Here is a 14,675-nt window from a genome sequence, read left to right on the forward strand (position 1 = left end):
TAAGAGGACTTTAGCTTTGAGGCAGGGGTTTCAACCCCTGCCGGACTATCGGTTTGACGTTAAGTTGTCACCTATGGGCACGGTGCCGTGTCCCTACAAGGGCTGACTGACGCACCCTACAAGTTAATTACAGAAATTAACTCGAATACAGAATCGGGTCAACATCAATTACGATCGGCTGCATATCCCCAGCCGACACGGGATTTCCTTCCCAGTCCCGCTGCGAATCCATGTATTGCATTCGGCGTTTTGGGGGAATGCAAGCCATACCCAAAGCCACGCTCATCATTTTTGTGCCGCCGGTAATATCGGCCACTATCACCTCATCTTTGTATCCCGAATCGCGGAAAATTTGCTCTGCCAGCCGCCACAATCCCTGATAATCGTAATCTCTGACTGATAATCCCTCCGAGTTAATATCAAGGCTTTTTCCGTAGAGAAAGCGCAGGTATTGACTGAGAATTAGTGCCGAGTCTTCGGAACCTTTAACTTTTTTACCTTCCTTTGTCTGGTAGCTTGCGGTGCTGATCAGCCAAATATCTCGCAGTTTTTCCCGTTTTGCATGAAATTCTACCGCTTTAATTTGGGGAAAAAGATTGGAATTCAACAAGTCTAGCCGATCGAAGTCTGCTTGAGTCAGTTTGCCGATCTCGCCGTTGATGACAGCATCAATCAAAGGGGCGATCGTCTCTTGATTTTTCAGTTCTTTGGCCTGGGGCGAATAGGGACTGAGTAACAGGATTAAACCTTTAACTCCTGTAGGCGCTTCTTTGTCCACGGAGATTGCTAAATCGCTGTACAACCTTTGAGCGCGGGCTTTGGCGCGGGCGCGATCGACCCGCCACCAGATAAAACCGATAACTGCTATACCTACTCCTCCGTATATACTGCCCGCTGTCAGCAAGCTACTCAACACTGTTAATCCCATAAATGCTGCAAATTCTGGAGCAGTTCGGGGGGCAACAATATTTTCAATGGCTAATTTTTCTTTGGACGGAGGGAGTAAGCTAATAATTTTGGGGAAATTGGACGAAGGGAATATATTTATCGCTTCACAAGCTGAAGAACTCGTTCCCGATCTTGGTGAAAGTCCAGTACAGCTTTCATCAGGCACCAATATCAATCTTCTAGACGATGGCGCTCTTTGGGGGCGGGTTTTTGAGTTTTTGGGTATCTTTTAAAGCTATTGGTGAACCCGCCCCTACAGGTTTTTGGTATCGGTGAAAGATGTCGATCGCACCCAATTTTTCAAGACGCGCAGGAACGCACGTAACACCCTCAGATACGGGGGCTGGAACAAACTTACCCCCCTGCAAATATGGATTCTAACGACAGCCAAAGGTCAAAACTATCAACCTTTGAGCTGTTGATGTTTCACTTCTTGCCAAAGAATCCATGATTACATTATACGCTACTGAGCCCGGTTCGATCGTGCATTTAGAGGCCGATCGCTTTCAAGTCTTTTTTCTCGAAAAACTCTGCTGCGAAATGGCGGCAGTGAAAGTCAAACAAATCATCTTGTTCGACTGGTGCGACATCACTGGGCCGGCAATTAAATGCGCGATCGCCCGCGGCATTCCGGTAGGATTCATTGCCGACGGCGGGCGTTATGTCGCGCGATTGCACGAGGCGGGGAAATGCCTGCACTTAAGCCGCCAAAAACAGTGCTTTGGCGATGGTGAATTTCAACTGGCGATCGTCGAAAGTTTGCTGCGAGCAAAACTGCACAATTCCCGCGTTTTGCTAATGCAATTAAACAGCCGCCGCCACCTCCGAATTGTTTGCAAAGCCGTTGACTGTCTGGCTTATTTGCTGGAAGCGCTGCCCGCAGCCACTACTCGGAAAGGCTTCTGGCAATTTGAAGTCAAAGCCGCCCGGATTTATTATCAAGCATTCAGCTACCTGCTGCCGGAAGCGTTCAATTTCAAAGGGCGATCGGCTGATTTAGCGGGCGATCGAATTAACAGCCTGCTGAATCTAGGATACGCCTTATTGAGTCAAAACCTTCACGCCTGCGTGCAAAAATTCGGGCTGAATCCAGACTTCGGCAACTTGCACCATACCTGCTTTAATCACACACCTTTAGTCTGCGATTTAATGGAGCAATTTCGCGCGCCGATCGTAGAAGCATTAGTCGCGGATTTAGTCAATCAAAATTGCATAACAATCGGAGATTTTTTCCCGCCAGACGAACGGGGAGGACTGTATTTGCATCCCGAAGCGCTGCGAGAGTTCTTATTGCATTGGGAAACGAAGTTGCAGACTTTCGCCGCGCATTTATATGCCGGAAAAGTCAGCTACCGTCACTGTTTGGAATTGCAAGTCAAAGAATATCTGGCTTGCGTGAAAGGTGAACGGGATGTTTATCGGCCGCTGCTTTGGAAATAGATGATTCGGCGGTTGAAACCGCGTCTATACAAACTTTCGTCCGCCGACGCGGACTGAAGGATCAAATCTACAGGTTGAGTGATGTTTTACCTAATTTGCTACGACATTGCAGATGACAGGCGGCGAACTAAAGTTTCAAAGCTTTTAGAAGCTTTCGGAATGCGAGTCCAGAAATCCGTTTTTGAAGCCGTGCTGAATCAAAATCAGTACGATAATCTGCAAAAAAAACTGTCAAATCTGCTCGACGCAAAACAAGACCAACTGCGTTTTTATCCTTTACCTGCTAACAGCCGCTACCAGGTCAAGATATTGGGAACTGAGCCGGAATTTGCGATCGACGATTCTGTTTTTATCGTCTAATCGCAGGTGTCAACTTAAGACTGAAACCCTGTTTATATCTCGTTTGTAGCCGAGTCTAGATCCCCCTAAATCCCCCTCCCGGGGGACGAAAGAGAATGCTCTTGTCCCACCCCCTACTCCCCTTTTTAAGGGGGGTTAGGGGGGATCGAGAGTTCAATGCCAACCCTTAGTAATCCCAGGCGAGCCCTACATTACAACCGAATGAAAACAATCGAGAAAGGGGCAAGATTTTATGTCATGTCGAACCCCAAAATTTCAGCTTGCTTTCACCAAACAAGTCACCAAAAAACTGAGTTTTCTTCCCCTCCCAGCCCGAAAGCAGTACGAAAAAGCTTTCAAATTATTAGAGTCAGAAGGGCCTAGCTACAGAAGTTTGAGAACCCACCGATACAAGCAAAAAACCGGAGATATTTGGGGGTCTTCAGCTTCAATGGCGTTGAGGTTCTACTGGAACTATACGGCAGAGAGAGAGATTTTGGTAACTAATCTGACTTCCCATTAACTTTGCAAAAAAAGGGATAATTCTGATGGCGAATACCCCGCGAAAAATTGAAGAGCGAGAATTGCGGTTAATTGCTCTTTACAGTCAGTGCCAATTAGGGATGACTCCTCAGAAATTCTACGGGAAATGGGATGTGACTTACGAGCAAATGGCGGAAATTTGCTGCCGATCGATCTCGACAGTTAAAGGGTGGTTTAAAAAAGGCCGCCACTACCGGCGCCCTACTCCCGCTGATTTGCGAAATTTAGCTCTGATGGATTTTTTGCTAGAGCATTTTGAAGAAATAGGCGAGATCCTGTGGAACCTGCTATGTCGCGCAGAGCAATAAGTCAAGAGCATTTTGACCTGTTTTTACTCAAAAGTTCACAGTAAAAACAAGTTTGTAGTTGCGCTTGAGCGCTAAAGAGGGCGCCCAAGCGCAACTACGAACTTAAGAACCAAAAGATGTCTCCTTAAATAGTTCTATTTCTTCAACTCGCTACCAACTCCTTTTTCCCTAAAATAGAATCGTCATAATGCGCCAACAAATCAGCAGGGTGATCGTAAATTGCCGCAGCATTTGCCAGCGAAGCATCATCGAAACCTCCGCACCGAAAAGCAATTACTGGCACCCCGCACTTGCCCGCAGCTTCGATGTCGTAAGGAGTATCAGCTAACATCACAGTCTGACTCGCTTCCATCTGCAACTTGCTCAAAGCGGCTTCCACAATATCCGGTTCCGGTTTAGAAGCTTCCGCATCGCTAGATGTCGCCGCTTCGTCGAGCAAATCGTCAACTTGTGCAGCTTTCAGCAGCGGAGAAAGTTCTTCGCTGCTAGCTGAAGTAGCAATAATTAGCCGCAATCCTTCTTGCTGCATTTTTAACAGCAAATCCCGCGAACCGGGGGTTGGAGAAAGTTCGGGAGCAAAGCGGTTAATAATCAGTTCTTTGCGGCGCTGTGCAATCTTTTTCCCGTCGCCTGCTTCGTCGGAAAGTCCTGATACCATTTTGGGTATAACTTTGTCGCCTCCCATGCCAATTAGCGGGCGAACTTTCTCGAACGGCACCTCGTAGCCGTAGGCCGCAAATGCCTCTACCCAAGCTTGAGCGTGGGCGTCATTGCTGAGCGTCAGAGTACCGTCAATATCGAGAATTACTGCTTGCAATTTCATAAGTTATTTGCTCTTATTAAACTTTTTGCCCAAACCTGGTTTGTACTAAGGACTGTACTAAGGACTTCCGTTGTTAACTAATTAATTAGCCAATCAGCGAGTAAAGTTCTTACTACGAACCTGTGGTTAGTAGTAAGAACTTTAGTTTTTTCTTAGGTTAGTAGTAAGGACTTTAGTCCTTAATTACTTAATTAGTCAATCGGGGACTGCCCACCTTACTATTAACTTTTGGAGTGGCTATTTCATGCCAGTGCCGTGCAATTTTGGTTCGGGCGGGGGCGGTACTGGTTCTGGCCCTAACGGTTGGGGATTGGCTACATATTCAAACTCGCCTTTGCCGTCCATTGATTTGCCTTTCGCCCAGCGTCCCTCGCTACTTTCGGAACCTTCAGAATGATTCCAAAACTGATAAGCAAATTCTGATTTTTCCAACTCCTGCGGGAAGGAGCTCGGAACGGGGGTTGTTTCCATTCCGGAACTTTCTAAATCTTCGATCGCCGCCAGCCACAAATTTTGGTGCATCGTGTCGCGGGCGATCATAAAACTCAGGGTGTCTTTTACGCCCGGATCGTTTGACATTTCATACATCCGCACAGCCTGCAATCTTCCTTGGGATTCGGCGTGCAAATTCGAGCGAAAATCTGCTAAAAGATTGCCGCTAGCAACGATATAACGGCCGTTCCAAGGATAGCCTACGCTGTCGCTAGGAAGCGCGCCCAAACCGGATACAATTGCGTGCTGGGGATTCATGCTGTCGGCGATCGCATCTCGCGGGCTGTTTCCCCCCATCACAGCACCCACCACAGCATCCTTGAAACCTTCTTCTTGCATAGATACAGGAGCTTTATCTAACAAGTGAGCAATCATAGTTGCTAGCATCTCGATATGCCCGATTTCTTCTGTACCGACATCAAGCAGCATATCGCGATATTTGGCAGGGCCTCGGCAGTTCCAACCTTGAAATAGGTACTGCATCATCACGGTCATTTCGCCAAATGTACCGCCAATTAATTCTTGTATTTTCTTGGCGTAAACGGCATCAGGCTTTTCTGGTCTTTTGTAATACTGTAGTGGCTTCTTGTGATAAAACATCGGGAATTCCTACCAGCGTTTTTGGGTCAACTTTCATTAGTTGTAACGCTGCCACCTACCGAGGGGGATCTGCTTTTAGTCATAAATAAATTAAATCAAACCCGGTTGTTTTTATCACTTTAGTTTAATGCAATTTCTCGCGCCCGCGCACTAAGAACTGTATTAAATTTTGTCGGTCGCAGCTTATATTTCAGTACGCTTGGGTTAAGATTATTCTCAAGGCCAAACCATGTGAAAAATAGACTCTGCGATTGCTTTTATGTATAGCTCGCTTCAAAGAGCGTTCCTCTCTTCGGACAACTCCTAACAATCGCGTATTGCATTATATTTCAGTACGCTTTGGATTATAGAGTCCGGTCGGCAAAACGAGAGTGAAAAACAGATACGCTCGATTGCTTTGCTTGAGGAACGCAAGGACAAAAAAAGCGTTAACAATCGCGTATTGCATTATATTTTGAGAAACACGGTGCCGCGTCCTCCAGGTGTCAAAAAAAAGGTCAAATTCCCCGTCTCGCAGGGGTTTTAACCCCTGTCTGATACCAATTTCATAAAGTACCGCTAGATATTACCCCCCCCAACCCCCCCAAAGCATCGGGGGGGCTAAGACTTCATCCATAGCACATCTTTAGAAAAATGGTATGAGATCGGTTTTTTGGCTTGAGCTGACACATCTTTGCCCAAGGAGTGTCAACTTAACGTACAACCCATAGTCCGGCTCTTGTTGAAACCCCTGCCGATGGAGCGAAAGTCCTCTCAAAGAGGACTGAAGAACTCATTAGTCCTCATAGCGAGGACTTTAGCTATAAGAGGGGGAATTCATTCTAAGAGCGGACTAACGGGTGGGCGGGAGGACAGGCGGACTAAAAGCTTAAGTTGACACCAATGATCTGTGCCCTGTCCCTACCCCTAGCTTCCAGTCCCCCCTTTGTTAAGAGGGGCTAGGGAATTATCGGGAATTAATGAGTTTGATAATTTTCCTCAGTCCAGCAGCGCGGCAGCACTTCGCCGGAAGGAAACACCAAATTTACCTTCTCAAAAGTAGCCGGCTCTTGCTCCTCTTGCCCTGCTTGACTGCGGCCCGGTACCTCTGTTTTTGTAGGGCTGATTAAAGCATCTACATCGAGGATTTCTATCAAGTCGCCGGATTCTTTTTCTTGTAAAAGCATAGTTTCTCCTTGAAGGGTGAATGGGAGTTAGGGTTTGAGGACAACTTTGATGCAGTTGTCTTTTTTCTGTTTGAAAATCTCGTAAGCGTGGGGCGCTTCATCCAATTTCATGCGGTGCGTAATCACGAATGACGGGTCAATTTCGCCTTTTTGAACGCGATCGAGCAAAGGCCGCAAATAGCGGTGAACGTGCGTCTGTCCCATTTTCATGGTCAAGCCTTTGTTGAAAGCTGCACCCAAGGGAACCTTGTCAACGAAGCCGCCGTAAACGCCGGGAATTGACACTGTGCCGCCTTTGCGACACGCGAGAATCACTTGTCGCAGCGCTGTAGGCCGATCGCTCTCCAAGCGCACAGCTTGCTTAGCTTTGTCGTACAAAGCATCGAGGCCGGTACCGTGGGCTTCCATACCCACCGCGTCAATGCAGGAGTCTGGCCCGCGTCCGCCCGTCATTTCGGTGACTGCTTCCCCGGCGTCCATTTCTTCGTAGTTGATGATTTCAGCTTTGGCCGCAGCCGCCATTTGCAAGCGTTCCGGTACTCTGTCGATCGCAATTACTCGATCGGCCCCCAGCATAAACGCGCTTCTGATCGCAAATTGTCCGACAGGTCCGCATCCCCAAACAGCAACAGTATCCCCCGGTTTAATGTCGCAGTTTTCCGCAGCCATGTAACCAGTCGGAAAGATATCAGTGAGGAACAATACTTGCTCGTCAGAAAGTCCGTCAGGAATTTTCAAAGGGCCGACATCTGCAAACGGAACCCGCGCGTATTCTGCTTGACCTCCTGCATAGCCACCCGTTAAATGCGAGTAGCCAAACAGTCCCGCCGGCGAATGACCGTATATTTTTTCAGCCAGCCCAGCATTGGGGTTGGAGTTGTCGCACAGCGACCACAAATCCTGATTGCAAAAGAAGCAACTGCCGCAAGAAATCGTAAAAGGAATGACAACGCGATCGCCCTTTTTTAAGTTCTTGACTTGGCTGCCGAGTTCGACTACTTCCCCCATGAATTCGTGCCCCATGATGTCGCCCGATTGCATTGTCGGGATGAAGCCATCGTAGAGGTGCAAATCCGAGCCGCAGATTGCTGTCGACGTGATTTTCACTATCGCATCGCGCGGATTGATAATTGTTGGGTCGGGTACATTATCAACTCGCACGTCATTTGCTCCGTGCCAGCAAAGAGCTTTCATTATTTTGTTCTCCTCTAGTTAACTACTAGCAGATTTTTGATTCTAAATCTTAAATTTACTCCGCCTATCAATTAGTCGCTCGGATGTTTTTAATTCTATCCACATAAAATGATCCCGCTCTCTATCCGAGGTATAATTTATAAATCTATCTTTCGGCTGTTTTCAATAAGAAAAAATGTAGAGCTTATCCCCAGAGTAAATAGGAGGAGATTTCGCGTTTTTCTGTTAACAGTTAACAGCTAACAGCGGCATGGCTGAGGTTGTTTTTGGCGATCGGCACTCGATCCTCTCTCACTACACAACGCGAGTAGGGTGCGCGACTTTCGCATTGCTCAACACCCCGCCCGCATATTGAGAGTTACGCACGCTACATAACTTTATTATTGCGCGCGACTTTCGTATCTCTCAAAACTGGGTCAGCATTTTCTTGAGAGTCACGCACCCTACATAACTCCGCATCAGGAGAATCACGCACCCTGCTGGAGGAGGATTAATCGTCAAAAATTGTATCATTAGTTATAGCTAAAAGCCGAGCTTGCGCTAAAGTTGTTAAAGATTAAAGTTTATCGATCGCCTTTTATGCCTTACACTGCATCTACCCCAACAGACCCCAATCAAGCCAACATCCCCAATGCCGACCACCGCCTACTAGAATTCACCAAGCTGACGCCGATGATGCAGCGGTATGTGGAAGTGAAAGAACAGTATCCCCACGCACTTTTATTATTTCGAGTCGGAGATTTCTTTGAGTGTTTTTTTCTAGACGCAGTGACTATTTCGCGGGAATTAGAACTTGTTTGTACTAGCAAAGAAAGCGGCAAAGAAATCGGCCGAGTGCCGATGACAGGAGTGCCGCACCACGCCCTCGATCGCTACACTGCAATGTTAGTAGAAAAAGGCTATGCTGTGGTAGTTTGCGACCAAGTTGAAGATGCCTCGATCGCCACCCGCGAAGGCCGCCAAGTCAAGCGCGAAATTACCCGCATTCTCACTCCTGGAACCTTGACGGATGACGGAATGCTCAAACCCAGACAAAATAATTTTTTAGCAGCAGTCGTCATCGCTGGGGAACATTGGGGATTGGCTTATACTGATATTTCTACGGGAGAATTCGTCACTACTCAAGCCGACAGTTTAGAACAATTAACCCTAGAATTGCTGCGCTTGCAACCTTCGGAAGTGCTGGTTCCGACTAATGCGCCGGATTTGGTGACGATGTTGAGGCCGGGAGAGGAATCCGAGCATTTACCCGATTGTTTGCCGAATTCGTTTTGCTATTCTTTGCGATCGCAAATCCCGTTTACTTTGTCCGAAGCAAAACAGAGAATCCTGCAAAAGTTCAAAGTGCGATCGCTCGAAGGCATGGGATGCGGGCACCTTTCCCTCGCAGTGCGCGCCGCCGGCGGTTTGCTGCAATATCTCGAAGAAACTCAAAAAGAAAAAGCAGTTGCTTTGCAAAGATTGCACACTTACACTCTCACCGATTTTCTGATACTCGACTATCAAACCCGCCGCAATCTCGAAATTACTCAAACGGTGAGAGATGGAGTTTTTCACGGTTCGCTGCTGTGGGCTATAGACAAAACCAGCACCGCTATGGGAGGCCGCGCTTTGCGCCGCTGGGCGCTGCAACCTTTGCTCAACATTAAAGGCATTTGCGCCCGCCACGACACGATTCAAGAATTAGTAGAAAACAATCCGCTGCGCCAAGATTTGCAGCAGTTGCTGCGCCAAATTTACGACATCGAAAGACTGACAGGGCGCGCCGGTTCTGGAAGCGCTAGCGCCCGAGATTTGGTCGCTTTAGCTGATTCTCTCTCGAAACTGCCGGAATTAGCCGCGATCGCAACTCAAGGGATATCGCCCTATTTAAAAGCGCTGCAAAATGTCCCGCCACTTCTAGAAGAATTAGCAACTAAAATTCACGCTCATTTAGTTGACGAACCGCCGATTCATTTAAAAGAAGGAGGCTTGATTCGATCGGGCATTAATGCCATGCTTGATGAGATGCGCCAAACTGCATCAGGAGACCAAGATTGGATTGCCAATTTAGAGACCAACGAACGGAAACGCACGGGAATTTCTAATTTAAAAGTAGGCTACAATAAAGCTTTCGGCTATTACATCAGCATTACCAAATCGAAAGTTGACCAAGTACCGAACGACTACACCCGCAAGCAAACTCTCACCAATGAAGAACGCTACAGCACTGAAGAATTAAAAGAAAGAGAAGTGCGAATTCTGACGGCGCGGGAAGATTTAAATCAGTTGGAATACGATATTTTTGCGAAAGTGCGATCGGAGGTAGGAGAGCACGCGGAAATTATTCGCAACGTTTCCCGCGCGGTGGCGGCGGCGGATGTTTTGTGCGGTTTGGCGGAAATAGCGGTTTATCAAGATTACTGTCGCCCGATGATGACAGAAAGTCGGGAAATTAAAATTATTGAGGGTTGTCATCCGGTGGTAGAAAAGTCTTTACCGCCGGGATTTTTTGTCCCTAATTCGGCTTTTTTGGGTCGGGAAGCAGCGCTAAGTCGCCCTGATTTAATTATTTTAACTGGGCCGAATGCTAGCGGGAAGAGTTGTTATTTGCGACAGGTGGGTTTGATTCAGTTAATGGCTCAGATGGGCAGTTTTGTGCCGGCGAAGGCTGCGACTTTGGGAATTTGCGATCGCATTTTTACCCGCGTCGGCGCCGTGGACGATTTAGCAACAGGCCAGTCTACATTTATGGTGGAAATGAACGAAACTGCAAATATTCTCAATCACGCGACGCCGAAATCATTGGTGTTGTTAGATGAAATTGGCAGGGGAACGGCGACGTTTGACGGGCTTTCGATTGCTTGGTCTGTGGCAGAATATTTAGCAAGCGAGATTCGGGCGCGGACGATTTTTGCGACTCACTATCACGAATTGAACGAGTTAGCTTCTATTTTGGATAATGTGGCTAATTATCAGGTGACGGTGAAGGAATTACCAGATCAAATCGTATTTTTGCACGAAGTTCACCCCGGCGGTGCTGATAAGTCTTACGGAATTGAAGCGGGCCGATTAGCGGGTTTGCCGCCGTCGGTGATTGACAGGGCGAGACAGGTGATGAAGCAGATTGAGAAACATAGCAAAATTGCGATCGGGCTGCGAAAGGGTGTTAAGAAAGAGGGCAAAATAGAGTCGGAGGGACAACAATTGGATATCTTTGATGATTAAAATTTTTCCTAAAAAAGGTTCGTAGTAAGGACTTTAGTCCTTCATAACTCAGATTTAAGGGCTAAAGTTCTGACTGCGAACCTGTCATTTAAAACTCTGATGGAAGGACTAAAGTCCTCACTACAAACCTGACTGCTAACTTGTCATTTAAGACTCTGATGGAAGGACTAAAGTCCTCACTACGAACCTGAAGGACTAAAGTCCTTATTACGAACCTGTAATTTAAATTCATTTGCCATTTTGCAACTTTCTCACCTCTTTGTGCACGCTCATCCCAATCTCCAGAGCCTCATTTAGCAACCGCCCGTATTCAGTCGCCCGATCGCTCACATCCAGCGCCATCAGAGCCGCCAAATTACTCTCAATATTAGTAAATAACTCGTAACGGCGACCAATAAATTTCTGATTTTCCCTGAGAATCCTTTCTGTTTTCAAAGCACAGACTAAACTTTCCCTAGTAATTTTTAAGGCCTCAATTGCATCTTGTCGATTAATTAAATTGGCTTGTAAGTTGCCAGCAGCCGTTAGGCGATCGATAATATCTAAAGCCTGAATCACCTCATGATATTTATCAACTTCATCCAGCAGACCCGCCAGCGTTCCCAGAGGCTTTGCCTTCACCCATTGATAGACATTCCAAGCAACAGTAATCGCCAGGGACAAACCCAAAGTTATTTGTAAAACCCGGACAAATATCTCAGCATCGCTAACTGAACTAACTTGATGTTTATTGACCAGCAAAGCAACAGGCAGCGACACAACAAGCGTCACGCAAAATATCAGCAACTCATGCAACAAAAGAGCAAACAGCTTTTTGCCGTCCCGGAGTGTAGCAGGGCGATAAAAATTCCCTGCAAAACCGTCGCTCAAAGCTATTCCGCTGAAATCTTCCAACTCCTTTTCAGGAATTCTCAACTCATCCAAATCCGCTTGTATCACTATGGCTAATCTCCTTAAATTGGCATTAATTAAAATCCTCCCAGAGACCTAATTGAATCCCACAGACTCAGATAAAAATTGCTGTCTCGGCCTCGGAACAGTTGAAAAGCTTTTCCGGGCGCACCAAAAAACGGTCTCAGCGTCCATCCCAACTGACTGCCCACAAACGCATAAAGTCCCAACCAGAACCGCAAAATATTTAGCCTGATGTCTTTGCCTTCGGCATCTTGTTCGGACATAAAGTGCATTCCTTGATAAATGAAATTTACCCCCAAAAATCCTGTGATTGCCATGATAGCAACATTCAGCAGCAGATAAAAATTGTAATTGGTACTGCTGATCAGAAAAAACAGGCTGACAGGTGCAAATCCAAACAGCAAAACGCTAATCATCGCCATCGCTGTCATCAACAATGTCAAATACTGTTCAAAAGTTCGTTTTGAACCAAACATGACATTAAAAAAGTATAGTGTGGGAAAGCAGATAATCAGCGTCAGCAAGTAAAGTGCTGGCAACTTGATTGCTGAAACCAGACATTGCATCCACGTACTTGATGCACCTAATATTGCTCCGTAAATCCCAAAAAATATGGTACTGGAAATTAACAAACCAAAAATTTTCGATTTGAGCTTGACGCCTTCGCGAATTTCTTCGAGAAATTGTTGCCGTTCCCGCAGCAAATACATTACTACTGAAAAATATTTCACGGGTTCTCCTTGTGACTGATGCGACTCCGAATCAGTCATAACTCAAGCTGAGTTCGATCGACAATCTTGCCAAATCAGGGCACTCTATGTTAACCAATTATTCTTGCACCCAGCTCGCCACCAGCCCAGATGTAGAAGAAGTGATTTTTAGAGTTCCTTGCAAAGCTCAACGGCTAAAACTCAGTACAGGTATGCTTTGTATTCAATTTGTATTCATTTGTCTCCAAATTGTCTCCAAAAAGGGCGATCGGTAGTCATTTGATACTCACTGGATACTCAATTTGGTCATTTCGTAGTCATTTCGTAGTCAATTTCTAGTCAACCTAACCCCCCTAGCGCCCGTATTCTGGGCAAAAAAAAGCCTCAAACCCTTGATTTCTCGTTTATTTGAGGTCTTTATCTGAGTAAGCGGGCAGCGGGAATCGAACCCGCATAGTTAGCTTGGAAGGCAACCGGGGAATTAACTATATTGTTATACAGGTCAAGGGTTCTAACTTGGGTTGAAAACTCGACTAAAAAAATTTGTATCCAATTTGTATCCAATTTGTATCCAAACTCGCTATCATATCGTCATCGAAATTGGTGGACAAGATGACTAATCCCCCTAGCAGAGCAAAGAAAGGATCGGTGGTTGTTCAAACTTATAACGGTAGGCTGCGACTGCAATTACCCAGACAACTTTACGACGGCAACCGTAAGTATATGTACTTAAACTTAGCGGATACCCCTGAAAACTGGGAACTGGCAGAAGCTAAAGCGCAGTTGATTGAGTCAGATATCAAGTTTGAGCGGTTTGACCCCACACTCAAAAAGTACAAGCCCCAGGCTCACTTGACCGTTATTGAAACTATCAAGCCTAAGCCAGAACTGACGCTGACTCAGTTGTTCTGTAAATACTTGGAGTTCAAAAAGCCAACACTCAAGACAACAACGTTTAACTACATGGTGACGGGCATTCAGAGTTATATTGACCGCTGTCCTTACCAGCCTCTGTCAGAGGACAGTGCTTTGCAGGTACGTGCTTGGTTGCTGGAGGATACCACTAACAGCATGACAAAACGAATTTTGACTCACCTAAATGCAGCCGTGAAGTGGGGTATTAAGTTCAAAATTGTGAAAGGTTTAACTGCGTCGCCGTTTGAAGGAATGGCTACCGAATTGCCCAAGCACAACTGGGAAAGCGACCCCGAACCAAATGCTTTTACTGCTCAAGAAAAAGAGCTGGTATTGGAAGCTTTTAGGAATCACAGAGGGACGTGGAACGGGAGGGGAGAAACCGGGCAAAAGTTTTGTTTTTACTACCCTATGGTGCAGTTCTGGCTGCTGACTGGATGCCGTCCCTCGGAAGCTGTGGGGCTGAGGTGGGGTGATATTGCTCCTGACTTTTCTCACATTGTGTTCAACGGGAGTATACAGCACCCAAGCGGTAAGGAGACAAGGGTTGACGGCAGTAAAAACAACAAGCGACGTAAATTTCCCTGCAATGAAGAACTGGTTCAGTTGTTGAAAAGTATTAAGCCACAAAATCTGACTGATAAAGACAGATTGGTTTTTCCGTCACCTATTAAGGGTGGGGCGATTAACTATAACAATTTCACTAAGCAGGTGTGGCATAAGTTGGTTGACCCGATTACTGAAAGCACCCGCCAACATCAACAGGATTGTAAGACGACTACGCCTTACTCTTGTCGGGATACTTTCATCAGCGAACAGGTAGGCAAAGGTGTGCCGAGTGCGGTGGTTGCTAAGTGGTGCGATACGTCGGAGAAAGTGATTAATGCTGTGTATTTAGACGGCAAGATTTTGGAGCATTTACGCCCGCTTTGATACTGTTAATATGTTGATTCTGTGGACAACTTTTGCGAAACAAAACTTTACAGTCGCACCCATTGACAAGTGAGTGCAAACCTGTAATCGTGAGTAACTAAGGAAGATTGATGCGCGACTGACTAGCACTTGCAATGCTAAC

13 protein-coding genes are annotated in these 14,675 nt (G+C 46.4%); 6 read left to right on the forward strand and 7 right to left on the reverse strand.

Going from position 1 to position 14,675, the window contains the following annotated elements; genetic code table 11:
* Positions 1 to 136 precede the first annotated feature (136 nt).
* Entirely contained in the window at positions 137 to 928 is a 792-nt protein-coding gene (locus QUB63_RS02170) for a hypothetical protein (RefSeq protein WP_332943127.1), read from the reverse strand.
* Positions 929 to 974: 46 nt separating this feature from the next.
* On the opposite strand from QUB63_RS02170, the gene QUB63_RS02175 reads away from it, so the two are divergent.
* The 4 genes from QUB63_RS02175 to QUB63_RS02190 all read left to right on the forward strand — a co-directional run bounded on the left by QUB63_RS02175 (position 975) and on the right by QUB63_RS02190 (position 3,578).
* A complete protein-coding gene (locus QUB63_RS02175) occupies positions 975 to 1,181 on the forward strand; it encodes a hypothetical protein (protein ID WP_332943128.1) in 207 nt (68 codons plus the stop codon).
* Between the two features lie 214 nt (positions 1,182 to 1,395).
* A complete protein-coding gene (gene cas1 / locus QUB63_RS02180) occupies positions 1,396 to 2,388 on the forward strand; it encodes a CRISPR-associated endonuclease Cas1 (RefSeq protein ID WP_332943129.1) in 993 nt (330 codons plus the stop codon).
* A gap of 81 nt (positions 2,389 to 2,469) precedes the next feature.
* A complete protein-coding gene (gene cas2, locus QUB63_RS02185) occupies positions 2,470 to 2,748 on the forward strand; it encodes a CRISPR-associated endonuclease Cas2 (RefSeq protein WP_332943130.1) in 279 nt (92 codons plus the stop codon).
* Between the two features lie 527 nt (positions 2,749 to 3,275).
* Positions 3,276 to 3,578: a helix-turn-helix domain-containing protein gene (locus QUB63_RS02190; RefSeq protein WP_332943131.1), complete on the forward strand. Its 303-nt coding sequence runs from the start codon at positions 3,276 to 3,278 to the stop codon at positions 3,576 to 3,578.
* Between the two features lie 142 nt (positions 3,579 to 3,720).
* On the opposite strand, the gene QUB63_RS02195 is transcribed toward QUB63_RS02190, so the two are convergent.
* The 4 genes from QUB63_RS02195 to QUB63_RS02210 all read right to left on the reverse strand — a co-directional run bounded on the left by QUB63_RS02195 (position 3,721) and on the right by QUB63_RS02210 (position 7,853).
* Positions 3,721 to 4,401: an HAD family hydrolase gene (locus QUB63_RS02195; protein WP_332943132.1), complete on the reverse strand. Its 681-nt coding sequence runs from the start codon at positions 4,399 to 4,401 to the stop codon at positions 3,721 to 3,723.
* Positions 4,402 to 4,638: 237 nt separating this feature from the next.
* Positions 4,639 to 5,493, reverse strand: a complete 855-nt coding sequence (locus QUB63_RS02200) for a manganese catalase family protein (protein WP_332943133.1) — start codon at positions 5,491 to 5,493, stop codon at positions 4,639 to 4,641.
* Between the two features lie 956 nt (positions 5,494 to 6,449).
* On the reverse strand, positions 6,450 to 6,659 hold the full coding sequence (locus QUB63_RS02205) for an acetyltransferase (protein ID WP_332943134.1): 210 nt from the start codon (positions 6,657 to 6,659) through the stop codon (positions 6,450 to 6,452).
* A 27-nt stretch (positions 6,660 to 6,686) separates the two neighbouring features.
* Positions 6,687 to 7,853 (reverse strand): zinc-dependent alcohol dehydrogenase, encoded by a 1,167-nt coding sequence (locus QUB63_RS02210; RefSeq protein WP_332943135.1) that lies wholly within the window; start codon positions 7,851 to 7,853, stop codon positions 6,687 to 6,689.
* A gap of 579 nt (positions 7,854 to 8,432) precedes the next feature.
* On the opposite strand from QUB63_RS02210, the gene mutS reads away from it, so the two are divergent.
* Positions 8,433 to 11,060, forward strand: a complete 2,628-nt coding sequence (gene mutS, locus QUB63_RS02215; RefSeq protein ID WP_332943266.1) for a DNA mismatch repair protein MutS — start codon at positions 8,433 to 8,435, stop codon at positions 11,058 to 11,060.
* A 228-nt stretch (positions 11,061 to 11,288) separates the two neighbouring features.
* On the opposite strand, the gene QUB63_RS02220 is transcribed toward mutS, so the two are convergent.
* Together QUB63_RS02220 and QUB63_RS02225 are read right to left on the reverse strand one after the other, a co-directional pair.
* On the reverse strand, positions 11,289 to 11,999 hold the full coding sequence (locus tag QUB63_RS02220) for a hypothetical protein (protein ID WP_332943136.1): 711 nt from the start codon (positions 11,997 to 11,999) through the stop codon (positions 11,289 to 11,291).
* 29 nt (positions 12,000 to 12,028) lie between these two features.
* Positions 12,029 to 12,745 (reverse strand): actin-binding WH2 domain-containing protein, encoded by a 717-nt coding sequence (locus QUB63_RS02225; protein ID WP_332943137.1) that lies wholly within the window; start codon positions 12,743 to 12,745, stop codon positions 12,029 to 12,031.
* Between the two features lie 588 nt (positions 12,746 to 13,333).
* On the opposite strand from QUB63_RS02225, the gene QUB63_RS02230 reads away from it, so the two are divergent.
* Positions 13,334 to 14,533 carry a tyrosine-type recombinase/integrase gene (locus tag QUB63_RS02230; RefSeq protein ID WP_332943138.1) on the forward strand — a complete coding sequence of 400 codons (1,200 nt, stop codon included), beginning with the start codon at positions 13,334 to 13,336 and terminating at the stop codon, positions 14,531 to 14,533.
* The last annotated feature ends 142 nt before the right edge of the window (positions 14,534 to 14,675 follow it).

This window comes from Microcoleus sp. ARI1-B5 (assembly GCF_036705795.1).
In the GTDB taxonomy this organism is placed as follows: domain Bacteria; phylum Cyanobacteriota; class Cyanobacteriia; order Cyanobacteriales; family Microcoleaceae; genus Microcoleus.

Bases quoted from the DNA above. Each gene is read 5' to 3' on its own strand.
- QUB63_RS02170 (WP_332943127.1), bottom strand. From the start codon at position 928: ATGGGATTAACAGTGTTGAGTAGCTTGCTGACAGCGGGCAGTATATAC.
- QUB63_RS02205 (WP_332943134.1), bottom strand. From the start codon at position 6,659: ATGCTTTTACAAGAAAAAGAATCCGGCGACTTGATAGAAATCCTCGAT.
- cas1 (WP_332943129.1), top strand. From the start codon at position 1,396: ATGATTACATTATACGCTACTGAGCCCGGTTCGATCGTGCATTTAGAG.
- mutS (WP_332943266.1), top strand. From the start codon at position 8,433: ATGCCTTACACTGCATCTACCCCAACAGACCCCAATCAAGCCAACATC.
- QUB63_RS02225 (WP_332943137.1), bottom strand. From the start codon at position 12,745: ATGACTGATTCGGAGTCGCATCAGTCACAAGGAGAACCCGTGAAATAT.
- cas2 (WP_332943130.1), top strand. From the start codon at position 2,470: ATGTTTTACCTAATTTGCTACGACATTGCAGATGACAGGCGGCGAACT.
- QUB63_RS02195 (WP_332943132.1), bottom strand. From the start codon at position 4,401: ATGAAATTGCAAGCAGTAATTCTCGATATTGACGGTACTCTGACGCTC.
- QUB63_RS02175 (WP_332943128.1), top strand. From the start codon at position 975: ATGGCTAATTTTTCTTTGGACGGAGGGAGTAAGCTAATAATTTTGGGG.
- QUB63_RS02210 (WP_332943135.1), bottom strand. From the start codon at position 7,853: ATGAAAGCTCTTTGCTGGCACGGAGCAAATGACGTGCGAGTTGATAAT.
- QUB63_RS02200 (WP_332943133.1), bottom strand. From the start codon at position 5,493: ATGTTTTATCACAAGAAGCCACTACAGTATTACAAAAGACCAGAAAAG.
- QUB63_RS02190 (WP_332943131.1), top strand. From the start codon at position 3,276: ATGGCGAATACCCCGCGAAAAATTGAAGAGCGAGAATTGCGGTTAATT.